General features: G+C 62.1%; 25 protein-coding genes. 2 read left to right on the forward strand and 23 right to left on the reverse strand.

Annotated features, from left to right (window positions below; all coding sequences use genetic code 11):
- The 5 genes from ccmE to ccmA all read right to left on the reverse strand — a co-directional run bounded on the left by ccmE (position 1) and on the right by ccmA (position 2713).
- Positions 1-456 carry a cytochrome c maturation protein CcmE gene (gene ccmE / locus ACO77H_RS19725; protein WP_169955959.1) on the reverse strand — a complete coding sequence of 152 codons (456 nt, stop codon included), beginning with the start codon at positions 454-456 and terminating at the stop codon, positions 1-3.
- Positions 453-629, reverse strand: coding sequence for a heme exporter protein CcmD (ccmD, locus tag ACO77H_RS19730; protein WP_029292593.1), 177 nt, complete (start codon positions 627-629; stop codon positions 453-455). The genes ccmE and ccmD overlap by 4 nt, the downstream gene beginning before the upstream one ends.
- On the reverse strand, positions 626-1381 hold the full coding sequence (locus ACO77H_RS19735; protein WP_057438825.1) for a heme ABC transporter permease: 756 nt from the start codon (positions 1379-1381) through the stop codon (positions 626-628). Before ACO77H_RS19735 ends, ccmD begins: the two co-directional genes overlap by 4 nt.
- A gap of 85 nt (positions 1382-1466) precedes the next feature.
- Positions 1467-2135 carry a heme exporter protein CcmB gene (ccmB, locus tag ACO77H_RS19740; RefSeq protein WP_029292588.1) on the reverse strand — a complete coding sequence of 223 codons (669 nt, stop codon included), beginning with the start codon at positions 2133-2135 and terminating at the stop codon, positions 1467-1469.
- On the reverse strand, positions 2132-2713 hold the full coding sequence (ccmA, locus tag ACO77H_RS19745; protein ID WP_432754472.1) for a cytochrome c biogenesis heme-transporting ATPase CcmA: 582 nt from the start codon (positions 2711-2713) through the stop codon (positions 2132-2134). The genes ccmB and ccmA overlap by 4 nt, the downstream gene beginning before the upstream one ends.
- A 251-nt stretch (positions 2714-2964) precedes the next feature.
- On the opposite strand from ccmA, the gene ACO77H_RS19750 reads away from it, so the two are divergent.
- The gene (locus ACO77H_RS19750; RefSeq protein ID WP_432754473.1) at positions 2965-4536 is read left to right on the forward strand and encodes a flagellar hook-length control protein FliK; all 1572 of its coding nucleotides are present in this window, start codon (positions 2965-2967) and stop codon (positions 4534-4536) included.
- The gene (locus tag ACO77H_RS19755; protein ID WP_170056962.1) at positions 4533-4862 is read left to right on the forward strand and encodes an EscU/YscU/HrcU family type III secretion system export apparatus switch protein; all 330 of its coding nucleotides are present in this window, start codon (positions 4533-4535) and stop codon (positions 4860-4862) included. Before ACO77H_RS19750 ends, ACO77H_RS19755 begins: the two co-directional genes overlap by 4 nt.
- A gap of 269 nt (positions 4863-5131) precedes the next feature.
- On the opposite strand, the gene ACO77H_RS19760 is transcribed toward ACO77H_RS19755, so the two are convergent.
- The 18 genes from ACO77H_RS19760 to fliQ all read right to left on the reverse strand — a co-directional run bounded on the left by ACO77H_RS19760 (position 5132) and on the right by fliQ (position 22144).
- Entirely contained in the window at positions 5132-5524 is a 393-nt protein-coding gene (locus ACO77H_RS19760; protein ID WP_169955954.1) for a DUF2802 domain-containing protein, read from the reverse strand.
- Positions 5525-6010 (reverse strand): chemotaxis protein CheW, encoded by a 486-nt coding sequence (locus ACO77H_RS19765; RefSeq protein WP_029292578.1) that lies wholly within the window; start codon positions 6008-6010, stop codon positions 5525-5527.
- Between the two features lie 75 nt (positions 6011-6085).
- Positions 6086-6886, reverse strand: coding sequence for a CheW domain-containing protein (locus tag ACO77H_RS19770; protein ID WP_432754474.1), 801 nt, complete (start codon positions 6884-6886; stop codon positions 6086-6088).
- A gap of 138 nt (positions 6887-7024) precedes the next feature.
- Positions 7025-7813, reverse strand: a complete 789-nt coding sequence (locus ACO77H_RS19775; protein WP_133714231.1) for a ParA family protein — start codon at positions 7811-7813, stop codon at positions 7025-7027.
- Positions 7814-7864: 51 nt separating this feature from the next.
- Positions 7865-8752, reverse strand: coding sequence for a flagellar motor protein MotD (gene motD / locus ACO77H_RS19780; RefSeq protein ID WP_169955950.1), 888 nt, complete (start codon positions 8750-8752; stop codon positions 7865-7867).
- A 15-nt stretch (positions 8753-8767) separates the two neighbouring features.
- Positions 8768-9508 carry a flagellar motor protein gene (locus ACO77H_RS19785; protein WP_029292570.1) on the reverse strand — a complete coding sequence of 247 codons (741 nt, stop codon included), beginning with the start codon at positions 9506-9508 and terminating at the stop codon, positions 8768-8770.
- The gene (locus ACO77H_RS19790; RefSeq protein ID WP_169955948.1) at positions 9508-10629 is read right to left on the reverse strand and encodes a protein-glutamate methylesterase/protein-glutamine glutaminase; all 1122 of its coding nucleotides are present in this window, start codon (positions 10627-10629) and stop codon (positions 9508-9510) included. The genes ACO77H_RS19785 and ACO77H_RS19790 overlap by 1 nt, the downstream gene beginning before the upstream one ends.
- Positions 10630-10678: 49 nt before the next feature.
- Positions 10679-12904: a chemotaxis protein CheA gene (locus tag ACO77H_RS19795; RefSeq protein ID WP_432754475.1), complete on the reverse strand. Its 2226-nt coding sequence runs from the start codon at positions 12902-12904 to the stop codon at positions 10679-10681.
- A gap of 12 nt (positions 12905-12916) precedes the next feature.
- Positions 12917-13705 (reverse strand): protein phosphatase CheZ, encoded by a 789-nt coding sequence (locus tag ACO77H_RS19800; protein ID WP_169955945.1) that lies wholly within the window; start codon positions 13703-13705, stop codon positions 12917-12919.
- An 18-nt stretch (positions 13706-13723) separates the two neighbouring features.
- Positions 13724-14098 carry a chemotaxis response regulator CheY gene (locus tag ACO77H_RS19805; protein WP_005790040.1) on the reverse strand — a complete coding sequence of 125 codons (375 nt, stop codon included), beginning with the start codon at positions 14096-14098 and terminating at the stop codon, positions 13724-13726.
- A gap of 168 nt (positions 14099-14266) precedes the next feature.
- Positions 14267-15007 carry an RNA polymerase sigma factor FliA gene (gene fliA / locus ACO77H_RS19810; protein WP_029292560.1) on the reverse strand — a complete coding sequence of 247 codons (741 nt, stop codon included), beginning with the start codon at positions 15005-15007 and terminating at the stop codon, positions 14267-14269.
- The gene (gene fleN, locus ACO77H_RS19815) at positions 15004-15837 is read right to left on the reverse strand and encodes a flagellar synthesis regulator FleN (protein ID WP_003192912.1); all 834 of its coding nucleotides are present in this window, start codon (positions 15835-15837) and stop codon (positions 15004-15006) included. Before fleN ends, fliA begins: the two co-directional genes overlap by 4 nt.
- Before the next feature lie 101 nt (positions 15838-15938).
- Positions 15939-17255, reverse strand: a complete 1317-nt coding sequence (flhF, locus tag ACO77H_RS19820) for a flagellar biosynthesis protein FlhF (RefSeq protein ID WP_029292553.1) — start codon at positions 17253-17255, stop codon at positions 15939-15941.
- 11 nt (positions 17256-17266) lie between these two features.
- The gene (flhA, locus tag ACO77H_RS19825) at positions 17267-19381 is read right to left on the reverse strand and encodes a flagellar biosynthesis protein FlhA (RefSeq protein WP_169955943.1); all 2115 of its coding nucleotides are present in this window, start codon (positions 19379-19381) and stop codon (positions 17267-17269) included.
- 144 nt (positions 19382-19525) lie between these two features.
- Positions 19526-19729: a cold-shock protein gene (locus tag ACO77H_RS19830; protein ID WP_169955942.1), complete on the reverse strand. Its 204-nt coding sequence runs from the start codon at positions 19727-19729 to the stop codon at positions 19526-19528.
- Between the two features lie 215 nt (positions 19730-19944).
- Positions 19945-21081: a flagellar biosynthesis protein FlhB gene (flhB, locus tag ACO77H_RS19835; RefSeq protein WP_169955940.1), complete on the reverse strand. Its 1137-nt coding sequence runs from the start codon at positions 21079-21081 to the stop codon at positions 19945-19947.
- 3 nt (positions 21082-21084) lie between these two features.
- Entirely contained in the window at positions 21085-21870 is a 786-nt protein-coding gene (fliR, locus tag ACO77H_RS19840; RefSeq protein ID WP_038446990.1) for a flagellar biosynthetic protein FliR, read from the reverse strand.
- Between the two features lie 4 nt (positions 21871-21874).
- Positions 21875-22144 (reverse strand): flagellar biosynthesis protein FliQ, encoded by a 270-nt coding sequence (fliQ, locus tag ACO77H_RS19845; RefSeq protein WP_003192936.1) that lies wholly within the window; start codon positions 22142-22144, stop codon positions 21875-21877.

Genomic DNA, 22144 nt, shown 5'->3' on the forward strand with positions numbered 1-22144 from the left:
TTAACCCTCCTTGGCTGGGGTTGGCGCGGATTGGCCGCTGTCTTTGAGGGCCTTGGTCACTTCCGGCGGCATGTATTTTTCATCGTGCTTGGCCAGCACTTCATCGGCTACCACCACGCCCTGGGCGTTGATCTTGCCCAGGGCCACGATGCCCTGCCCTTCGCGAAACAGGTCCGGGAGGATGCCGCGGTAGGAGATGGTCACGGATTTGTTGAAGTCGGTGACCACGAAGGTCACGTCCAGGGAGTCGCCGGAGCGCTTCAGGGAGCCGGCCTCGACCATGCCACCGGCGCGGATCCGCGTGTCTTGCGGCGCCTCGCCATTGGCGATCTGGGTCGGGGTATAGAACAGGTTGATGTTCTGCTGCAAGGCGCTCAAGGCCAGGCCCACGGCAATGCCGACGCCCACCAGGATGGCAAGGATGATCAACAGACGCTTTCTACGCAGCGGATTCACTTATCGGTCTCCCGGCGCAGACGACGCGCCTCTTGTTGCAGGTAACGCTTGCGGGCCAGGATCGGCGCAACGACGTTGAGGGCCAGGACGGCCAGGCTGATGCCATAGGCGGTCCAGACGTACAGGCCGTGGTGGCCCATGGCGAGAAAATCACTGAAAGAGGCGAAACTCATCCACGGGCTCCCAGGCTGTTTTGCACTTCGACCTTGACCCAACTGGTACGGGCCTCACGCTTGAGCACTTCGAGGCGCATGCGCATCAGCAGCACCGCGCCGAAGAAGCAGTAGAAGCCCAGGACCATCAGCAGCAGCGGCGCCCACATTTCCACGGGCATCGCCGGTTTTTCGGTGAGGGTGAAAGTGGCGCCCTGATGCAGGGTGTTCCACCACTCCACCGAATACTTGATGATCGGGATATTGATCACGCCGACAATCGCCAGCACCGCGCAGGCCTTGGCCGCGCTGTCACGATTGCTGATCGCGTTGCCCAGGGCAATCAGCCCGAAGTACAGAAACAGCAGGATCAACATGGACGTTAGTCGCGCATCCCAGACCCACCACGAGCCCCAGGTCGGCTTGCCCCAGATCGCCCCGGTCAGCAGTGCAACCGCCGTCATCCACGCACCGATGGGCGCCGCGCATTGCAGGGCGACGTCGGCCAGCTTCATCTTCCACACCAGCCCGACAATGCCGCACACCGCCAGCATCACGTAGCAGGACTGGGCCAGCAGCGCGGCGGGCACGTGGATATAAATGATGCGAAAGCTGTTGCCCTGCTGGTAGTCGGGCGGAGCGAAGGCCAGGCCCCAGACCAGGCCGATACCGATCAGCAGGAAGGCGGCGACGGCGAGCCAGGGCAGCATTTTGCCGCTGATGCCATAGAACCACTTGGGCGAGCCGAGCTTGTGAAACCAGGTCCAGTTCATTGCTGTTTCCATCACGGTTGCTTCTTGTCGTTGCAAGAAGCTTAGGGTCTTTACTGACGCAGTGAAAACACCGGGTCAGACCTCATTATTCGCCGACGCTGATTTTCAGGCCGGCCGCTATAGCAAAGGGTGTCAGGGTTACCGCCAGGGCGGTCAGGCTGCCAAGCCACAAGAGGTAACCGGTCGCCGGCATTCCCATGAGCGCGGCCTGCAAGGCGCCGCTGCCCAGGATCAACACCGGGATATACAAAGGCAAAATCAGCAAGGCCAGCAACAGCCCCCCACGTTTCAGGCCCACGGTCAGTGCCGCACCCACCGCCCCCAGCAGGCTCAGCACCGGGGTGCCAAGCAACAACGAGGCCAGCAATACGGGCAGGCATTCGGAAGGCAGTCCCAACATCATCGCCAGCAGCGGCGCGAGCAGGACCAGCGCCAGGCCGGAGAAGGCCCAGTGTGCCAGTACCTTGGCCAGTACCAGAAGAGGCAGGGGGTGCGACGAAAGGACCCACTGTTCAAGGGAACCATCTTCGAAATCACTGCGAAACAGCCCGTCCAGCGAGAGCAGGACGGACAAAAGGGCCGCGACCCACACCAGTCCCGGAGACAAGGTTTGCAACAGTTTAGTCTCGGGGCCGACTGCCAAAGGGAACAACGCGATGACAATCGCGAAGAACACCAGCGGGTTGGCCAACTCAGCCGGGCGGCGACACAGCAAGCGGGCTTCGCGGGCGACCAACAGGGCAAACACACTCATACCGACCACCGGCCCAAGTCCAGGTCGCGGTAACCGGCAGGCATACGGGTCAAGGTGTGGTGGGTGGTGAGGACCACCATGCCGCCTTGCTCGCAATGCCGGGCCAGGTGTTCTTCGAGTTGCGTTACGCCCTGTTTGTCGAGGGCCGTGAAGGGTTCGTCGAGGATCCACAGCGGCGGGCCCTCCAGGTACAGGCGGGCCAGGGCCACCCGGCGCTGCTGGCCGGCTGACAGGGTATGACAGGGGACGTCTTCGAAGCCCTTGAGGCCCACGGCGGCCAGGGCCTGCCAGATAGATGCGCGTGGGGCCGGATGATGCAGGGCGCTGAGCCAACTGAGGTTTTCTTCGGCCGTCAGCACATCCTTGATCCCGGCGGCGTGGCCGATCCACACCAGGTTGCGCGCCAGCTCCGTGCGTTGTTCGTGCAGCGGCTTGCCGTTGAGGCGCACCTGGCCTGCCGTCGGCTGCATCAACCCGGCCAGCAGGCGCAGCAAACTGGTCTTGCCGCTGCCGTTGGGCCCACTGATCTGCACCATATCGCCGCCCGCCAGACGCAGTTCGAGGTGTTCGAACAGCATCCGCAGGTCTCGCTCACAGGCAAGCGCAACGGCTTCAAGTAGTGGACTGGTCACAAGATCGCGGGCCTTTACGGTTCAAGTCGGCGGCGGAACGGCCGTTAAAGAGATGCACAATAACTGCATTGGCGGCCTGTTTTAGAGAGCTGGATCAATCAGTTGTGATGTTTTTGACACGCTCTTTGCAGACGGGCGGCATTATACATGCGATGCCCTACTCTAAAGAGGGCAATTTCCTTGAGACGGCGGCCACGATGACCGGTGACATCAACCTTCCAACCCTGCCCCCAGCCCCGGCCACCGGGCCCAGGCCTGCGCCTGCGGTGGGTGAACTGCTGAAACTGCTGGAGCCTCAGGCAGGGTTGATCGACGCCGGAAAAACCGTGAACGCCGAGGTGCTGGCGCTCAAGCAAGGCGGTGAAGCCTTTCAGCTATTGCTCAAGCTGACCCTCGAAGGTGGCCGGCAAACCCTGGTGCAGGCCGCCAGCAGCCAGCCGCTGCCCCTGGGCAGCAACGTGGCGGTGAGCCAGACGGCGTCGGGCGACCTGGCGATCAGCCTGCAACAGGCGCTCAGCGCCAATGTCGCGGCCCTGACCCGCATCGACACCACTCAATTGCCGGTGGGCAGCTTGCTGCAAGCCAAGGTGCTGACCTCGCAGATGCTACCCCAGGGCGCCGGGCAGCCGGCGCTGTACCGCTCGCTGGTGTCGGTGCTCAACAGCGCCTTGAGTGGCACCACCCTGACCCTGGAAAGCCCGCAGCCGCTACGCGTCGCCAGCTTGTTGAGTGCCGTGGTGCAAGGCGCGCAGACCCTGGATTTCGTGCCCCTGAGCGGGCTGCGCGATCAACTGGCGGTCAGCCAGCAACTGGCCGCCCAGCAAAGCCGCCAGGGCTCGCTGGAGGGCCTGCTTAATGCCTTGAAGAACCTGCCCGATGACACCTCGGCGCCGTTGCGCGCCGCCGTCGACCGCTTGCAGGCCGGGCTGCCGGATGTGGCGCAGGTCAGCAATCCCAAGGTGCTGGCACAACTGCTGTACAACAGCGGCGTATTCCTCGAAGCCAAGCTGCTGGCCGGGCAAAACCCGCAAGTGCCGCCGCTGGATATGAAGGGCAGCCTGCTGCGCCTGGTCAACGAATTGCTACCCGCCCTGCCCGCCAGCACCAACCTCAATGCAATCCTGGCCGCCAATACCCTGGCGCAGATGCTGCCCAGTTTTGTCCGCAGCCCGCTGGGCACCCTCGGCCAAGTGGGCGCCCGCACCGCGCCGGGCGGCTTCCCGTTGCCGGAGCGGCTGCTGCAGCGCCTGGACGGTGAAAACAGCCTGGAAAACCTGTTGCGCCTGGCCGCCGGCGCCATCTCACGCTTGCAGAGCCATCAACTGTCGAGCCTGGAACAAAGCGGCACCACCGCCGATGGCCGCCTGCAAACCACCTGGCAACTGGAAATCCCCATGCGCACCTTGCAAGACATCGTGCCGCTGCAGGTCAAGTTCCAGCGCGAAGAACCGCCGCCGGACAAGGACGAGCCGGAGCGCAAGATCGAACGCGATGCGAAAAAGATGCTGTGGCGCGTGGAGCTGGCCTTCGACATGGAGCCCCTGGGCCCGTTGCAGGTCCAGGCGCAACTGAGCCAGGGCAAACTGTCCAGCCAGTTGTGGGCCACCCGCCCGTTCACCGCCAGCCTGATCGAAAGCCACCTGGGCAGCCTGCGCGAACGCCTGGTGTCATCGGGCCTCAACGTCGGCGACCTCGACTGCCACCTCGGCACCCCACCCCGTGGGCCGAAGACCGGGCTGGAACAACGCTGGGTGGATGAAACCGCATGAAGAGCCCCAACCCACCGCGCCAGGCCATCGCCCTCAAATACGACGGCAAAGCCGCCCCCGCCCTGACCGCCAAAGGTGACGACGCCCTGGCCGAAGCCATCCTGAAATTGGCGCGGGAACATGAAGTCCCGATTTATGAAAATGCCGAACTGGTGAAATTACTGGCGCGCATGGAACTGGGCGACAGCATCCCCGAAGAGTTGTACCGCACCATCGCCGAGATTATTGCGTTTGCCTGGACGCTCAAAGGCAAATTCCCGGCGGGGTATGACCCCAATGCCGAGCCGGTGGAGCGGGATGTGACGGCGCGCGGGGATGATTACTGACGTTTCAGGGATGCACACAGATCAAAAAATGTGGGAGCGGGCTTGCTCGCGAAAGCGGTGGGTCAGTCGGTACATGTATTGGCTGACACACCGCCATCGCGGGCAAGCCCGCTCCTACATGGGAACTGCGCCAGACGCTGGCAGTGGGGACGACAAAAAAAGTGTAGGAGCTGGCTTGCCAGCGATGGCGGTGTGTCAGTCGGTATATGTATTGACTGATCCACCGCTTTCGCGAGCAAGCCCGCTCCCACATTTGAATCGGTACAGGCTCAGCTTTTGTGCAATTTGCTCATCAACTGTGCCTCGGCCTGGGTCAGGCCGCAGGATTGGGTCAGTTCATCCACCGTGGCGCCCATGCCCACCAGCTTGGCCGCCTGGGCAAAGGACAGGTTGGCCGGGTCGCGCTGTTCCAGCGCCGACAGCTTGTCGGGCAAGGGGGCAACGATCGAGCGCAGTTCGTGCACGTCCTCCCCTACCCGCACCGCGCTTTGCTGGTAGTTGTCCACTCGCTTGGCCATCTCGCGCAGGCGCTGGTCGCGCACGGCGTCGCGCTCGGCCTGTTGCAGGGCCGATTCGCGTTGCTGGCGCATATGGCGCAACAGCACCACCACGGTCCCGACCCACAGCAGGGCCAGGACGATTACCGCTACCTCAAGCATCAATCAGATGTTCTCCAGGTCCGACCACTCTTCTTCACTCATCATCTTGTCCAGCTCAACCAGAATCAGCAGCTCGCCGTTCTTGTTGCACACGCCCTGGATAAACTTGGCCGATTCTTCGTTGCCGACATTCGGCGCCGTCTCGACTTCCGACTGGCGCAGGTAAACCACCTCGGCCACGCTGTCGACCATGATCCCGACCACTTGCTTGTCGGCTTCGATGATGACGATCCGCGTGTTGTCGTTGACTTCAGTCGGCATCAGGCCAAAGCGCTGGCGGGTGTCGATCACGGTCACGACGTTGCCGCGCAGGTTGATGATGCCCAGCACGTAGCTCGGCGCACCCGGCACTGGCGCGATTTCGGTGTAGCGCAGCACTTCCTGCACGCGCATCACGTTGATGCCGTAGGACTCGTTGTCCAGCTTGAAGGTCACCCATTGCAGAATCGGATCATCCAAACCCTGTGCGGACGCTGACGACTTGTTCATACCCCTGACCCCTTCAAATACCGTTGATAACGGCGTGTGTTCTTCTTTGGCAGCACCGTGGCGCTGCGCCTCTTATCAAGTACGTTTGTTACCTGGCAGATCTTTTACCGCACCGCTGGCAATCAGCTCCGCCAATTCGGCGACATCCAGCAGCGCGCACATGTGTTCGATCACGGTGCCCGCCAGCCATGGCCGCTGGCCACGGTGGCTGCGCCATTTGATTTCGTTGGGGTCCAGGCGCAGCGAACGGCTGACTTGATGCACCGCCAGCCCCCATTCGTAGCCCTGCACCGAGATCACGTATTGCAGGCCCTGGCGAAAATCATCGCGATAGCGGTCGGGCATCACCCAGCGCGCGGTATCCAGCACCTTGAGGTTGCCGGCCTGGCTCGGCAGGATCCCGAGGAACCACTCCGGCTGGCCGAACAACGGCGTCAATTCCTGGCCCTCCAGGGAGTAGATCGACCCCAGGCACACCAGCGGCACCGCCAGCGTCAACCCGGCCACATCGAACAGCAGGCATTCGAACGACTCGGCCGCCCACGCTGGCCGGCCATCGGTTTCCACCGGTGGCGGGGTAATGCTCGGCGGTCGATGCACTTCGGCCACCGGCGGCACCAGCGCCAAGGGTGCAGGCGCTTGCACGACCGGGGCAACGACCGGCACCACCAACGCATCACGGGCCTGCTCTTCGAGGACCGCCAGTTGAAACTCGTCCAGGCCAGCCTCAGCCTCGACCACAGGCACCGCCAGCACTTCATCCAGCACCAGGATCGGCTCGGGCAGCAGCTCCTCGGTCGCATCCTGCAGCAGTGCATCCAGGTAGGACTGCAGCGCCAGTTGCGGCCGGGTCTTGATATCGACAGGACGACTCATCTGTATGCCCACGCGCACGCACCGTTGACCGTGTATTCAAAGGTTATCGGCCTGCCCGCACGCGGACTTGAATCAAAAGTCCGTGAGATCAGGCAAAACCCATCGCGGGCAAGCCACGCAACTAGAGAGTTGGTCATTTCATGCCACCTGCGCCACAAGTTGCTGGGCCAGCAGATGCTTGAGCAAGGCGCGGTACGCCAGCACGCCACGGCTCTTGCCATCGAATTGCGAGGGCGCGAGGCCGGCGCGGCTGGCGTCACGCAGGCGCGTGTCCACCGGGATATAGCCTTGCCAGATGGTTTCGGGGTAGGCATCGCGCAGTACGCGCAGGGTGCCGAGGGAGGCCTGGGTGCGACGGTCAAACAGGGTCGGCACGATGCTGAACGGCAACGCCTGTTTGCGCGAACGGTTGATCATGGTCAGGGTGCTGACCATGCGCTCCAGGCCCTTGACCGCCAGGTGCTCGGTTTGCACCGGGATCACCAGTTGCTGGCTGGCCGCCAGGGCATTGACCATCAGCACGCCGAGCAATGGCGGGCTGTCGATGATGGCGTAGTCGAAGTCCTGCCACAGTTGCGCCAGGCTCTTGGCGATCACCAGGCCCAGGCCACTTTGCCCCGGCGACTGGCGCTCGAGGGTGGCCAGGGCGGTGCTGGAGGGCAACAGGGAAATCTTCTCGTTGCTGGTGGGCAACAGCAGTTGCCCGGGCAAGCCTGTGGGGACGCTGCCCTTGTGCAGGAACAGGTCGAAGCAGCTGTGTTCCAGCGCATCCGGGTCGTAGCCGAAATAACTGGTCATCGAGCCGTGGGGATCCAGGTCGACAATGACCACGCGCTTGCCCGCCTCGGCCAGCAGGCCGGCTAAGGCGATGGAGGTGGTGGTCTTGCCGACCCCACCTTTTTGATTGGCAACTGCCCAGACTCTCATTCGGATTGTTCCTCCCGGCAGGCACTGGCTCGACCGAGAAATAGCACGAGGTTATAGAGCCGGTGACGGAGAATTGACGGCACTCCCGCGTTCCGGCGGCTTTACGGGCGTCGGTGCAGTTTGTGTGCCAGCCCGCTTCATTGCTGCATCAGGTTGTGCATTGGCCGCACCGGTGGCGGTCAGGCTGCGCCGCACATCGAGGTTGCGCGACACCACCAACACCACCCGCCGATTGCGCGCGCGGCCTTCGGCCGTCGCATTATTGGCCACCGGCTGGAATTCGCCATAGCCCACCGACGCCAGGCGCCCAGGGTTGACCCCCTGCATGGCGAGCATGCGCACGATGCTCGCCGAGCGTGCCGACGACAACTCCCAATTGGTGGGAAATTGCGCGGTATGGATCGGCTGGTCATCGGTAAAGCCTTCGACGTGGATCGGGTTGTCGAAGGGCTTCAAGATGGCCGCCACCTTGTCGATGATGCTGAAGGCAATATCGCTGGGCAGCGCGTCGGCACTGGCAAACAGCAGGCTGGAATTGAGCTCGATCTCCACCCACAGCTCGTTGCCGCGAATAGTCATCTGGTTGGAGCTGATCAGGTCGCCAAACGCCGCGCTGATATCGTCGGCGATGCTCTTGAGCGGGTCGCTGCCGCCACTGATGCCGGCGTCGGTCTCGTCGCTGTCCTTGACCAACGGTTTGGCCGGGGTGGTGGTCTTGGGCCGCTCGTCGCCAATGGGGATTGGCTTGAGCGCCCGGTCCGAGTCGGTAAATACCCCTACCAGGGCTTCGGAGATGACCTTGTACTTGCCTTCGTTGATCGAGGAAATGGAGTACATCACCACGAAAAAGGCGAACAGCAAGGTGATGAAGTCGGCGTAGGACACCAGCCAGCGTTCATGGTTGACGTGCTCTTCAGGCTCGCGGCGGCGACGGCTCACAGGCAATACCCCCCATCAATCCATGAAGCCCTGGAGCTTCAATTCGATGGACCGCGGGTTCTCGCCCTCGGCAATCGACAGGATGCCTTCGAGCAGCATTTCCCGGTAACGGGACTGGCGCATGGCAATGGATTTGAGCTTGCTGGCAATCGGTAGCAGCAATAGGTTGGCACTGGCCACACCATAGATGGTGGCGACGAACGCCACGGCGATGCCGCTGCCCAGTTGCGAGGGGTCGGCCAGGTTGCCCATCACATGGATCAAGCCCATCACCGCACCGATGATGCCGATGGTCGGCGCGTAGCCGCCCATGCTTTCAAAGACTTTGGCCGCGTTGATATCACGGCTTTCCTGGGTGTAGAAGTCCACTTCAAGGATGCTGCGGATGGCTTCCGGCTCCGCGCCGTCGACCAGCAGTTGCAGGCCTTTGCGCGCGTAGCTGTCGGGCTCGGCATCGGCCACGCCTTCAAGGCCCAGCAAGCCTTCCTTGCGCGCGGTAAGGCTCCAGTTGACCACGCGGTCGATGCCGCCGGCCAAATCCACGCGCGGCGGGAAAATGATCCACACCAGGATCTGCATCGCCCGCTTGAACGAGCTCAGGGGCGATTGCAACAGCGCCGCGCCGACGGTGCCGCCGATCACGATCAACGCTGCCGGGCCGTTGGCCAGGGCGCCAAGATGGCCGCCTTCCAGGTAGTTGCCGCCAATAATGGCGACAAACGCCAGAAGAATCCCAACCAGGCTCAACACATCCATCAGTGACAGGCCTCCACCAGATGCTTGCCGATGTCATCCAGGCTGTAGACCGCGTCGGCCAGGTCGGCCTTGACGATGGCCATGGGCATGCCATAGATCACGCAGCTGGCTTCATCCTGGGCCCAGATCGAGCTGCCGCCCTGCTTGAGCAGGCGTGCGCCTTCGCGACCGTCGGCGCCCATGCCGGTGAGGACCACCGCCAGAACTTTGTCGCCGTAGGACTTGGCCGCCGAACCGAAGGTGATATCCACGCACGGCTTGTAGTTCAGACGCTCGTCACCCGGCAGGATTTTCACCGCGCCGCGACCGTCGACCATCATTTGCTTGCCACCTGGGGCCAGCAACGCCAGGCCCGGACGCAGAATGTCGCCGTCTTCGGCTTCCTTGACGCTGATGCGGCACAGCTTGTCCAGGCGCTCGGCAAAGGCCTTGGTGAATGCGGCGGGCATGTGCTGGATGAGCACGATGGGCGCGGGGAAGTTGGCCGGCAACTGGGTCAAGACCCGCTGCAAGGCCACCGGGCCGCCGGTGGAGGTCCCGATCGCCACCAGTTTGTAGGCCTTGCGTTTGGGCGCAGGCGACGCCGGACTCGGCGCCGCTGTGCGCGCCGGGGCCACGGCAGGCCGTGCCACCGGGGCTGGGGCCGGGCGCCCGAAACTGCTGCTGGTCGGTGCCGGCGCCGCTACCGGGGCGGGAGCCACCGGCGCGCGGAAGCTGCTGCGGTTGCTGCGCGAGATGCTGTGCACCTTCTCGCAGAGCATCTGCTTGACCTTTTCCGGGTTGCGCGAGATGTCTTCGAAATTCTTCGGCAGGAAGTCCACGGCGCCAGCGTCCAGCGCGTCGAGGGTCACTCGGGCGCCTTCGTGGGTCAGCGACGAGAACATCAAGACCGGGGTCGGGCAACGCTGCATGATGTGGCGCACGGCGGTGATGCCATCCATCATCGGCATCTCGTAGTCCATGGTGATCACGTCCGGCTTCAATGCCAGGGCCTGATCAATCGCCTCTTTGCCGTTGGTGGCCGTTCCGACCACCTGGATGTTGGAATCCGCTGAAAGAATTTCCGAGACGCGGCGGCGGAAGAAACCCGAATCGTCCACCACCAGAACCTTGACTACCATAACCACTCCGTTAGGCCGGGCGAGGGACAACCGCCCTGCCCGGGCCGAATCAAATACGCCGTGCGGCGTAACGCTTGAGCATGCTCGGAACATCGAGAATCAGCGCGATCCGACCGTCACCGGTAATGGTCGCACCCGACATGCCTGGCGTTCCTTGCAGCATCTTGCCCAATGGCTTGATGACCACTTCTTCCTGGCCAACCAGTTGATCGACGACAAAGCCGATACGCTGGGTGCCCACGGACAGGATCACCACGTGGCCTTCGCGCTGTTCTTCATGAGCGGCGGACGCCACCAGCCAACGCTTGAGGTAGAACAGCGGCAGGGCCTTGTCCCGCACAATCACCACTTCCTGGCCATCGACCACATTGGTGCGCGACAGGTCGAGGTGGAAGATTTCGTTGACGTTGACCAGCGGGAAGGCGAACGCCTGGTTGCCCAGCATCACCATCAGGGTCGGCATGATCGCCAGGGTCAACGGCACCTTGATGACGATCTTCGAGCCCTGGCCCTTGGTCGAGTAGATATTGATCGAGCCGTTGAGCTGGCTGATCTTGGTCTTCACCACGTCCATGCCCACGCCACGGCCGGACACGTCGGAAATCTCGGTCTTGGTCGAGAAGCCCGGGGCAAAAATCAGGTTGTAGCACTCAGTGTCGGTGAGGCGGTCGGCGGCGTCCTTGTCCATGACGCCGCGCTTGACCGCGATACCGCGCAGGATATTGGAGTCCATGCCTTTGCCGTCATCGGTGATCGACAGCAGGATATGGTCGCCTTCCTGTTCGGCGGCCAGGATCACTTTGCCCAGGCGCGGCTTGCCGCTGGCTTCGCGCTCTTCGGGGGTTTCCACACCGTGGTCGACCGCGTTGCGCACCAAGTGGACCAGCGGGTCGGCCAGGGCCTCGACAAGGTTTTTGTCGAGGTCGGTTTCTTCGCCCACCAGTTCCAGGGCGATCTCTTTCTTCAACTGCCGGGCCAAGTCACGGACCAGGCGCGGGAAGCGCCCGAAAACCTTCTTGATCGGCTGCATGCGCGTCTTCATCACCGCGGTCTGCAGGTCGGCAGTGACCACGTCGAGGTTCGACACGGCCTTTTGCATGGCTTCGTCGCCGCTGTTCAGGCCCAGGCGCACCAGGCGGTTACGCACCAGCACCAGTTCGCCGACCATGTTCATGATGTCGTCCAGGCGCGCGGTATCGACCCGCACGGTGGTTTCGGCTTCACTGGCCGGGGCTTTCTCGGCAACTGCCGGCGCGCGGGCTGGCGCCGGGGCGGCGGCACGGGCCGCAGCCGGTGCAGCAGCCTTGGCGGCAGCGGGTGCCGGCTTGGCCACCGCTGCGGTGGCGGTCGCGGTGGCTGCGGCGCCAGGCGCTACTTCGGAGAACTTGCCCTTGCCGTGCAATTCGTCGAGCAGGGATTCAAATTCATGGTCGGTGATCAGGCCATCCGCCGCCGGTGCCGCAGCAGCAGGCGTGGCAGCGGCAGGCGTGGCAGCGGCAGGTGCAACCGCCGCAGCGACTGCCGGCAGGGCATCGGCGGCAAACGAGCCTTTGCCGTGCAACTGATCCAGCAGTGCTTCAAATTCGTCGTCGGTAATGTCGGTGCTGGCCGCTGGCGCTGCCGGCTCCACAGGCGCCGGTGTGGCTGCCACGGCGTCCGGGGCGAACTGGCCCTTGCCGTGCAACTGGTCGAGCAATGACTCGAACTCGGCGTCGGTGATGTCTTCGCTGGTCGGCACCATGGCCGGCGCAGCCGCTGCCGGTGCTTGTGCCTCGGCCTTGACGGCATTGAGGGAGTCCAGCAGTTGTTCGAATTCGCTGTCGGTAACGTCGGGTTCAGCCACCGGCTCAGGCGCCGCCTCAACCACCGGGGCGGCAGATACAGCGGCAGGCTCTGCCAGGCGCGCCAGGGCGGCCAGCAGTTCCGGGGTGGCAGCCGTAATCGGTGCGCGTTCGCGCACTTCATTGAACATGCCGTTGACCGCGTCCAGGGCTTCGAGGATCACGTCCATCAATTCCGAATCAACGTGACGCTCACCCTTGCGCAGGATGTCGAACACGTTTTCGGCGATGTGGCAGCACTCCACCAGCTCATGGAGCTGGAGGAAGCCGGCGCCCCCTTTTACAGTGTGAAAACCGCGAAAAATTGCATTGAGCAGGTTCGCATCATCCGGTCGGCTTTCCAGCTCGACCAGTTGCTCGGACAACTGCTCTAGAATTTCGCCGGCCTCTACAAGGAAATCCTGAAGGATTTCTTCATCGGCGCCGAAGCTCATATTGCGTGCTCCTTAGAAGCCTAAACTGGACAGCAAATCGTCTACGTCATCTTGACCTGACATAACGTCTTCACGTTTATCGGCATGAATCTGCGGACCTTCACCCTTGGCGAGGTGTTTTTGTGGATCTTTTTCCGAGAGGATCGCTTCGCGGTCGTGTTCGATGCCGGCAAAACGGTCGACCTGACCGGCCATCAGCACCAGTTTGAGCAGGTTGCTTTCCACTTCGGTGACCAGCAGGGTCACGCGCTTGATCACCTGGCCGGTCAGGTCCTGGTAGTCCTGGGCCAGCAGGATGTCATTGAGGTTGCTGGAAACCGTGCGGTTTTCCTGCTCGCTGCGTGACAGGAAACCCTCGACCCGGCGCGCCAGCTCGCGAAATTCTTCAGCACCCACTTCGCGCCGCATGAAGCGCCCCCAGTCAGCGCTCAACGCCTTGGCCTCATTGGCCATGCCGTTCACCAGGGGCGTGGCGTTTTCCACCAGGTCCATGGTGCGATTGGCTGCCGCCTCAGTCAGCCTGACCACGTAGGACAGGCGTTCGGTGGCATCGGTGATCTGCGAGATTTCCTCGGCCTGGGGCATGTGCGGGTCGATCTGGAAATTGACGATCGCACTGTGCAACTCACGGGTGAGCTTGCCCACTTCCTGATACAGGCCGCGGTCGCGGGTCTGGTTGAGCTCATGGATCAACTGCACTGCGTCGCCGAACTGGCCTTTTTCCAGGCTTTCGACGAGTTGGTGAGCATGTTTTTTCAGGGTCGACTCAAAGTCGGCCTGCGATGATTCTTTATGCTCCATAGCTCCCCCGTGGCAGCATCAATGACCGATGCGTTCGAAGATTTTTTCAATCTTCTCTTTCAAGGCCAGTGCAGTGAATGGCTTGACCACGTAGCCGTTGACCCCGGCCTGGGCGGCTTCGATGATCTGTTCACGCTTGGCTTCAGCGGTCACCATCAGCACAGGCAGGCTGCGCAGCTTTTCATCAGCGCGCACGTGGCGCAGCAGATCGATACCGGTCATGCCAGGCATGTTCCAGTCGGTTACCAGAAAGTCGATGCTCCCGCTGTTGAGGATCGGAATCGCCGTAATACCGTCATCCGCCTCGACCGTGTTAGTGAACCCAAGGTCACGCAACAGGTTTTTTATGATCCGCCGCATCGTTGAGAAGTCATCAACGATGAGGATTTTCATGTTCTTGTCCAATTCGACCTCCAAGCAGTCTTAAACGCGTCCAGCACCTGGGCGCGCCATATCATTCAACAGGCATTACACAAAAAGGACTGCTGGGGCACATCACGGGCCGCTCCCGCCGGGCTTGCGCCGTGGCGGTTATCGTTCGCACTGTCCCCACACTGCCTGTCAGCGCGCTCGCCACTCTCCCAAACGCCCCCGCAAGCGGGCCGCGCATTGGCTATGTAGCTGGCTGACCCGCGATTCGCTGACCCCCAGGACCTCACCGATTTCCTTGAGGTTCAGCTCTTCGTCGTAGTACAGCGCCAACACCAGCCGCTCACGTTCCGGCAGATTGGCAATCGCCTCTGCCAGGGCGCCCTGGAAGCGTTCATCTTCCAGGTCGCGTGAAGGCTCCTGGTGAGCGCTCGCGCCATCCTCGTGCAGCCCTTCATGTTCGCCGTCCTGCAGCAGGTCGTCGAAACTGAACAGGCGGCTGCCCAAGGTATCGTTCAAAATCCCGTAGTAATCGTCGAGACTCAATTGGAGTTCGGCCGCAACTTCGTGATCTTTAGCGTCGCGACCGGTTTTTGCTTCAATTGAGCGAATTGCGTCACTCACCATCCGGGTATTGCGGTGGACCGAACGCGGCGCCCAATCACCTTTACGCACTTCATCGAGCATCGCGCCACGGATACGGATACCCGCATACGTCTCGAAACTCGCACCCTTGCTCGCGTCGTACTTGGTCGACACTTCGAGCAGGCCGATCATCCCCGCCTGGATCAGGTCTTCGACCTGGACACTGGCGGGCAGGCGTGCCAGCAGGTGGTAGGCAATGCGCTTGACCAGGGGCGCATAGCGCTCGATCAATTCGCCCTGGCTGTCACGCGCTGATTTTTTGTAAAGGTTGTAGCCGCTGGCTGTCATAGCACCGGTCCCGCACTCGTCTGATGCACCAATCGCTCGACGAAAAACTCCAGATGCCCCCGGGGATTGGCGGGCAGTGGCCAGGTATCGACCTTCTGAGCAATTGCCTTGAACGCCAACGCGCATTTCGAACGAGGGAACGCTTCATAGACTGCACGCTGCTTTTGCACAGCCTTGCGCACACACTCGTCATAGGGAACTGCGCCGACGTATTGTAAGGCGACATCGAGGAAGCGATCCGTGACCTTGGTCAACTTGGCGAACAGGTTGCGCCCTTCTTGCGGGCTCTGGGCCATGTTGGCAAGCACGCGGAAGCGGTTCATGCCGTAGTCGCGGTTGAGCAGTTTGATCAGGGCGTAGGCGTCGGTGATCGAGGTGGGTTCGTCGCAGACCACCAGCAATACTTCTTGCGCGGCGCGCACGAAGCTGACCACGGACTCGCCGATCCCGGCGGCAGTGTCGATCACCAGCACGTCGAGGTTGTCGCCGATATCACTGAAGGCCTGGATCAGGCCGGCGTGCTGCGCCGGGCTCAGATGCACCATGCTCTGGGTGCCGGAGGCGGCCGGGACGATGCGAATCCCCCCAGGCCCCTGCAACAGCACGTCGCGCAGCTCACAGCGGCCTTCAATGACATCGGCCAGGGTATGTTTGGGCGTCAGTCCCAGCAGAACGTCAACGTTCGCCAGGCCCAGGTCGGCATCCAGCAGCATGACGCGGCGGCCAAGCTCTGCCAGGGCCAGGGACAAATTCACTGACACGTTAGTTTTCCCGACGCCACCTTTGCCGCCGGTCACCGCGATCACCTGTACGGGATGCATGCTGCCCATGTTCTTTCTTTACCTTGTCTTGCTTAGCCGCAGGCTACATAGGGTGGCCGCGGTAGCAGACCATCGATGTAGGTACATTGCACTGTGTTGCATGTTGCCGTTCAGCCGACCCGCTTGGCTGGGTTGTGATAGAGGTCGGCGAACATATCCGCCATCGCCTCTTCACTGGGTTCGTCCTGCATTTGCACACTGACCGCGCGGCTGACCAACTGATGACGGCGCGGCAGATGCAAGTCATCCGGGATCCGCGGCCCGTCGGTCAGGTAGGCGACCGGTAATTCATGGCTGATGGCAAGGCTCAACACTTCGCCCAGGCTTGCGGTTTCATCCAGCTTAGTCAGGATGCAACCGGCCAGCCCACAACGTTTGTAGCTGTGGTACGCAGCAGTCAGAACCTGTTTCTGGCTGGTTGTTGCAAGTACCAGGTAATTTTTCGACTTGATCCCGCGCCCGGCCAGGCTTTCCAGTTGCATGCGCAATGCCGGGTCGCTGGCTTGCAGGCCAGCGGTATCGATCAGCACCACGCGCTTGCGCAGCAGCGGGTCGAGGGCGTTGGCCAGGGACTGGCCCGGGTCGACATGGGTCACCGGCACATTGAGGATCCGGCCCAGGGTCTTGAGCTGTTCCTGGGCACCGATGCGGTAGCTGTCCATGCTCACCAGCGCAATGTTATGGGCGCCGTACTTGAGGACATAACGGGCGGCCAGCTTGGCCAGGGTGGTGGTCTTGCCCATGCCGGCAGGGCCGACCATGGCAATCACGCCACCTTCTTCAAGGGGTTCGATTTCCGGGGTCTGGATCATCCGCGCCAGGTGCGCCAGCAACATGCGCCAGGCCTGGCGAGGCTCTTCTATGCCGGTGGTCAGTTCCAGCAAGTCGCGCGACAACGGGCCGGACAGGCCGATGCGTTGCAGGCGGCGCCAGAGGTTGGCCTGTTGCGGCTTGCTGCCTTGCAACTGGTTCCAGGCCAGCGAGCCCAACTGCACTTCCAGCAGTTCACGCAGGCCATTGAGTTCAAAACGCATCGAGTCGAACACGCGCTGGTCGACCGCAGCGGCCGGTGCTGGCGCGGCGGGACGTGGCGGCTCGACAAAAGTCGGTTCGACGAGTGGCTCGGCCGCCGTCAGCGGCAGGCCGGCAAACAATTGGCGATTGGTGGTCGCATCGCTGTCGCCACGCATGCTCAGCTCGGCCTGGGCCGAGACAATACGCGAGGCGGTCTTGCGCAACTCGTCTTCGAGTTCCATGTTCGGCACGCGCGGCGCCAAGGCCTGGGGTTTGTAATCCAGGGCAGCCGTCAGCTCGACACCGCCGGCAATGCGACGGTTACCGATAATAGCCGCGTCGGCGCCCAGTTCATCACGAACCAGCTTCATGGCCTGACGCATATCGGCGGCGAAAAAACGCTTTACTTGCATAACCCACTACCTCAGCCGTTGGGCCCTACTGTCGCGACGATAGTCACTTGCTTATTGTCAGGAATTTCCTGGTAAGCCAAAACGTGCAAATTCGGTACTGCCAGGCGTCCAAACCGCGACAACATCGCCCGGACGGGGCCTGCCACCAGCAGAATCACCGGTTGGCCCTGCATTTCCTGGCGCTGTGCGGCGTCAATCAACGAACGCTGCAGCTTTTCAGCCATGCTTGGCTCCAGCAGGACGCCCTCTTCCTGGCCCTGCCCTGCCTTCTGGATACTATTGAGCAATATTTGTTCCAACCTTGGTTCCAAGGTGATCACAGGCAGCTCAGAGTCAAGCCCTACAATGCTTTGGACGATGGCGCGCGACAAACCGACGCGCACCGCAGCCACCAGCGCGGCAGTATCTTGACTCTTGGCGGCATTGTTGGCGATAGCCTCGGCAATGCTGCGAATGTCCCGCACCGGTACCTGTTCGGCCAACAGCGCTTGCAGCACCTTGAGCAGTTGCGACAGCGACAACACCCCCGGCACCAGCTCTTCGGCCAGCTTTGGCGAGGCCTTGGCCAGCAATTGCATGAGTTGCTGGACTTCTTCGTGGCCAATCAGCTCGTGGGAGTGCTTGTACAGAATCTGGTTGAGGTGGGTCGCCACCACCGTGCTGGCATCGACCACGGTGTAGCCCAGGGACTGCGCCTGGCTGCGCTGGCTGACTTCGATCCACACCGCGTCCAGGCCAAAAGCCGGATCTTTGGCGGTTATGCCGCTGAGGGTGCCGAAGACCTGGCCGGGGTTGATCGCCAGTTCGCGGTCGGGGTAGATCTCGGCTTCGGCCAGGGTCACGCCCATCAGCGTCAGGCGGTAGGCACTGGGGGCCAGGTCGAGGTTGTCGCGGATATGTACGGTGGGCATCAAAAAGCCCAGGTCCTGGGACAGCTTCTTGCGCACGCCCTTGATCCGCGCCAGCAACTGGCCGCCCTGGTTGCGGTCCACCAGGGGGATCAGGCGGTAGCCGACTTCCAGGCCGATCATGTCGATGGGGGTCACGTCATCCCAGCCCAACTCCTTGGTTTCCTGGGCGCGGGCCGGCGACGGCAGCAGGTCTTGCTGGCGCTCCACCTCTTTCAAGGCCTGGACCTTGATGGTGTTCTGCTTTTTCCAGAACAGGTACGCCCCGCCGGCGGCCAGCGCGGCCATGGTCAGGAACGAGAAATGCGGCATGCCCGGCACAATGCCCATGATCGCCATGATGCCGGCCGCCACGGCCAGGGCCTTGGGTGAGGCGAACATCTGGCGGTTGATCTGCTTGCCCATGTCTTCGGAGCCGGACGCACGGGTGACCATGATCGCCGCCGCTGTCGATAACAACAGTGATGGCAATTGCGCCACCAAACCGTCACCAATGGTCAACAGGGCGTAAACCTTGCCCGCATCGCCAAAGGTCATGCCGTGCTGGAAGATACCGACCGCCATGCCGCCGATCAGGTTGATAAACAGGATCAACAGGCCGGCAATGGCGTCGCCGCGCACGAACTTGCTGGCACCGTCCATGGAGCCATAGAACTCGGCTTCCTGGGCCACTTCCGAGCGGCGGGCCTTGGCCTGGTTCTGGTCGATCAGGCCGGCGTTGAGGTCGGCGTCGATCGCCATTTGCTTGCCGGGCATGGCGTCGAGGGTAAAACGCGCGCTGACCTCGGAAATCCGCCCGGCGCCCTTGGTCACCACCACGAAGTTGATGATCATCAGGATCGCGAACACCACGATACCGACCACGTAGTTACCGCCGATCACCACCTCGCCGAAGGCCTGGATCACCTTGCCGGCGGCGGCGTGGCCGTCCTGGCCGTGCAGCATCACCACCCGCGTGGAGGCCACGTTAAGGGCCAGGCGCAGCAGCGTGGCAACCAGCAAAATGGTGGGGAAGACCGCAAAGTCCAAAGGCCGCAGCGCGTACACGCAAACCAGCAGCACGACGATAGACAGGGCAATGTTGAAGGTGAAGAACACGTCCAGCAGGAACGGCGGCATCGGCAACATCATCATTGCCAGCATGACCAACAGCAACAACGGCACACCCAGATTGCCTCGCGAGAGGTCCGTCAGAGTGCCACGGGCTGTGTTGAACATATTAGAGCGATCCACCGGTATTCCTCGTCACCTTGAAGCAAACTTTTGACGCCGAGAGGCGTCCTGAAGGCGGTATTGCAAGAAGCCTTCCAACTTTTGCTTCAGGGACGAGATCGTTCCCACGCAGGCGCGTGGGAACGATCATCAGAGTGGACGCACGTTTGATGCCTGCTTGCCTTTCGGACCCTCTACAACTTCATATTCCACCTTCTGGCCCTCCGCCAGCGACTTGAAGCCGTTGCTTTGAATGCTCGAGAAGTGCACAAACAGGTCCTCTCCTCCAGCGTCTTGCGTGATGAATCCAAAGCCCTTTGAATCGGTAAACCACTTCACCGTACCCGTTGCCATTGCCCTTCTCCCAAATCAGTGCCTGTTCCCGGTCTATCAAAGCGCGCTGCACGGGGGCTGGCTACTGTCAAAGTTGACAGGTCGGAAGGGAGTTGGACGAACGGTAAACACCTGTTCCGACGCCATCGCGGGCCAGCCTGGCTCCCACATTGGAATGCGATCAAATGTGGGAGCCGGGCTGGCCCGCGATGACGTCGAAAGAGGCAGCAGAAGACTCAAGAATCGCGCCGCAAATCCGGCGGAATCGGCAAGTCCTTGAGCGGATCCGGGCGTTTGCCCTTGCCCGCGCGGTATTGGCGAATCTGGTAGACATAGGCCAGCACCTGGGCCACCGCCAGGTACAACCCGGCCGGGATCTCGTGATCGAGATCGGTGGAATAGAAAATCGAACGCGCCAGCGCCGGCGATTCCAACAGCAGGATGTCGTTGGCCTGGGCGATTTCGCGGATTTTCAAGGCAGTGAAGTCGCTACCCTTGGCCAGCAACAGCGGCGCGCCGCCCTTCTCGGCGTCGTATTTGAGCGCCACGGCGTAGTGGGTCGGGTTGGTGATGACCACATCGGCATCCGGCACCGAAGCCATCATCTTGCGCTGGGACATGTCGCGTTGCAGTTGCCGGATACGCTGCTTCACTTCCGGCCGACCTTCCTGGTCCTTGTGCTCGTCGCGCACTTCCTGCTTGGTCATCAGCAGTTTCTTGTGGCTTTCCCACAGCTGGATCGGCGCATCCACTGCGGCAATCAGGATCAGGCCGCAGGCCATCCACAATGCGCTCCAGCCCACCAACTGCACGCTGTGGATGATCGCCAGCTCCAGCGGTTCATGGGCGATGCGCAGCAAGTCGTCGATGTCTGACTTCAACACCACCAGCGCCACGAACAGGATGATAAAAAATTTCGCCAGGGCCTTGAGCAGCTCTACCACAGCCTTGGCGGAGAACATGCGCTTGATCCCCGCACCGGGGTTCATCCGACTGAATTTAGGCGCCAGGCTGCCGGCCGCAAACAGCCAGCCACCCAGGGAAATCGGCCCGATGATCGCCGCCAGGAGCAAGGTGATCAGCACCGGCTGCGCGGCCAGGATCGCGATCTTCCCCGAGTGCAGCAGGTAGATGCCCATGGCGCGCGGGTCCAGCAGCACATCCCGGGGCAGGGAGAAGTTGTGCTTCATGATCTCCATCAAGTCCTGGGCCAGCCCGCCGCCGTAGATCAGCAGGCCACCGGCACCGGCGAGCATCACCGCCAGGGTGTTGAGCTCTTTGGAGCGGGCAATCTCGCCCTTTTCCCGGGAGTCCTTTTTACGTTTCTCCGTGGGGTCTTCTGTCTTGTCCTGACCACTCTCGCTCTCGGCCATGGCTTAGCGCGCCCGTGCCAGATCACGTAAGAACTGCAAGGCGTCACTGGCCAGCGGTTGATACTGATTGAGAATGTCGGCCAGGCCGATCCAGAAAATCCCCAGGCCCAACACCAGGGTCAGCGGGAAACCAATGGCGAAGATATTCAACTGCGGCGCGGCGCGGGTCATCACGCCGAAGGCAATGTTGACCACCAGCAACGCGGTGATCGCCGGCAGTACCAGCAGCAACGCCGCGCCCAGCACCCAACTGAGGCGGCCGACCACTTCCCAGAAGTGATTGACGATCAGCCCCTCGCCCACCGGCAAGGTGGTGAAGCTTTCGGTGAGAATCTCAAACGCCACCAGATGGCCGTTCATGGCCAAAAACAGCAAGGTCACCAGCATGGTCAGGAACTGCCCGATCACCGCCACCGACACGCCGTTGGTGGGGTCGACCATGGACGCGAAGCCCATGCCCATCTGGATCGAGACGATTTGCCCGGCAATCACGAAGGCCTGGAAGAACAGGGTCAGGGAGAAGCCCATCAAGGCACCGATCAGGATCTGTTCGGCAATCAGCAGCAGCGCACTGAGGTCCAGGGCGTTGACCGGCGGCATCGCCGGCAGCGTCGGCACGATGACCACGGTAATCGCCACCGTGAAAAACAGCCGTACGCGCTTGGGCACCAGGGTCGTGCCGATCACCGGCATGGTCATCAGCAACGCGCCCACACGAAACAGCGGCAGGATGAACGCGGCCACCCAGGTGCTGATCTGGGTGTCGGTCAATGCCAGCAAGGACTGCATCAGGTCAGCCGATCAACTGCGGAATACTGCCGTACAGCTGCAGGATGTATTCCATGAAGGTCTGCACCAGCCAGGGGCCGGCCACGATCAGCGTGACCAGCATCACCAGCAAGCGCGGGAGGAAGCTCAGGGTCTGTTCGTTGATCTGCGTGGCAGCCTGGAACATCGCCACCAGCAAACCCACCAACAGGCTGGGCACCACCAGCACGGCGACCATCAGGGTGGTCAGCCACAATGCTTCACGAAACAGGTCGACGGCGACTTCCGGGGTCAT

Source organism: Pseudomonas sp. WMBT8, assembly GCF_050916005.1.
Lineage (GTDB): Bacteria > Pseudomonadota > Gammaproteobacteria > Pseudomonadales > Pseudomonadaceae > Aquipseudomonas.

Bases quoted from the DNA above. Each gene is read 5' to 3' on its own strand.
- ccmB (WP_029292588.1), bottom strand. From the start codon at position 2,135: ATGAGTGTGTTTGCCCTGTTGGTCGCCCGCGAAGCCCGCTTGCTGTGT.
- fliQ (WP_003192936.1), bottom strand. From the start codon at position 22,144: ATGACCCCGGAAGTCGCCGTCGACCTGTTTCGTGAAGCATTGTGGCTG.
- ACO77H_RS19765 (WP_029292578.1), bottom strand. From the start codon at position 6,010: ATGAACAAGTCGTCAGCGTCCGCACAGGGTTTGGATGATCCGATTCTG.
- flhF (WP_029292553.1), bottom strand. From the start codon at position 17,255: ATGCAAGTAAAGCGTTTTTTCGCCGCCGATATGCGTCAGGCCATGAAG.
- ACO77H_RS19795 (WP_432754475.1), bottom strand. From the start codon at position 12,904: ATGAGCTTCGGCGCCGATGAAGAAATCCTTCAGGATTTCCTTGTAGAG.
- ACO77H_RS19805 (WP_005790040.1), bottom strand. From the start codon at position 14,098: ATGAAAATCCTCATCGTTGATGACTTCTCAACGATGCGGCGGATCATA.
- ACO77H_RS19775 (WP_133714231.1), bottom strand. From the start codon at position 7,813: ATGAGAGTCTGGGCAGTTGCCAATCAAAAAGGTGGGGTCGGCAAGACC.
- ACO77H_RS19750 (WP_432754473.1), top strand. From the start codon at position 2,965: ATGACCGGTGACATCAACCTTCCAACCCTGCCCCCAGCCCCGGCCACC.
- ACO77H_RS19735 (WP_057438825.1), bottom strand. From the start codon at position 1,381: ATGAACTGGACCTGGTTTCACAAGCTCGGCTCGCCCAAGTGGTTCTAT.
- ACO77H_RS19830 (WP_169955942.1), bottom strand. From the start codon at position 19,729: ATGGCAACGGGTACGGTGAAGTGGTTTACCGATTCAAAGGGCTTTGGA.
- ACO77H_RS19800 (WP_169955945.1), bottom strand. From the start codon at position 13,705: ATGGAGCATAAAGAATCATCGCAGGCCGACTTTGAGTCGACCCTGAAA.
- ACO77H_RS19770 (WP_432754474.1), bottom strand. From the start codon at position 6,886: ATGAGTCGTCCTGTCGATATCAAGACCCGGCCGCAACTGGCGCTGCAG.
- ACO77H_RS19785 (WP_029292570.1), bottom strand. From the start codon at position 9,508: ATGGATGTGTTGAGCCTGGTTGGGATTCTTCTGGCGTTTGTCGCCATT.
- fliA (WP_029292560.1), bottom strand. From the start codon at position 15,007: ATGACAGCCAGCGGCTACAACCTTTACAAAAAATCAGCGCGTGACAGC.
- fleN (WP_003192912.1), bottom strand. From the start codon at position 15,837: ATGGGCAGCATGCATCCCGTACAGGTGATCGCGGTGACCGGCGGCAAA.
- ACO77H_RS19790 (WP_169955948.1), bottom strand. From the start codon at position 10,629: ATGGTAGTCAAGGTTCTGGTGGTGGACGATTCGGGTTTCTTCCGCCGC.
- flhA (WP_169955943.1), bottom strand. From the start codon at position 19,381: ATGTTCAACACAGCCCGTGGCACTCTGACGGACCTCTCGCGAGGCAAT.
- ccmD (WP_029292593.1), bottom strand. From the start codon at position 629: ATGAGTTTCGCCTCTTTCAGTGATTTTCTCGCCATGGGCCACCACGGC.
- ccmA (WP_432754472.1), bottom strand. From the start codon at position 2,713: ATGCTGTTCGAACACCTCGAACTGCGTCTGGCGGGCGGCGATATGGTG.
- fliR (WP_038446990.1), bottom strand. From the start codon at position 21,870: ATGCAGTCCTTGCTGGCATTGACCGACACCCAGATCAGCACCTGGGTG.
- flhB (WP_169955940.1), bottom strand. From the start codon at position 21,081: ATGGCCGAGAGCGAGAGTGGTCAGGACAAGACAGAAGACCCCACGGAG.
- ACO77H_RS19755 (WP_170056962.1), top strand. From the start codon at position 4,533: ATGAAGAGCCCCAACCCACCGCGCCAGGCCATCGCCCTCAAATACGAC.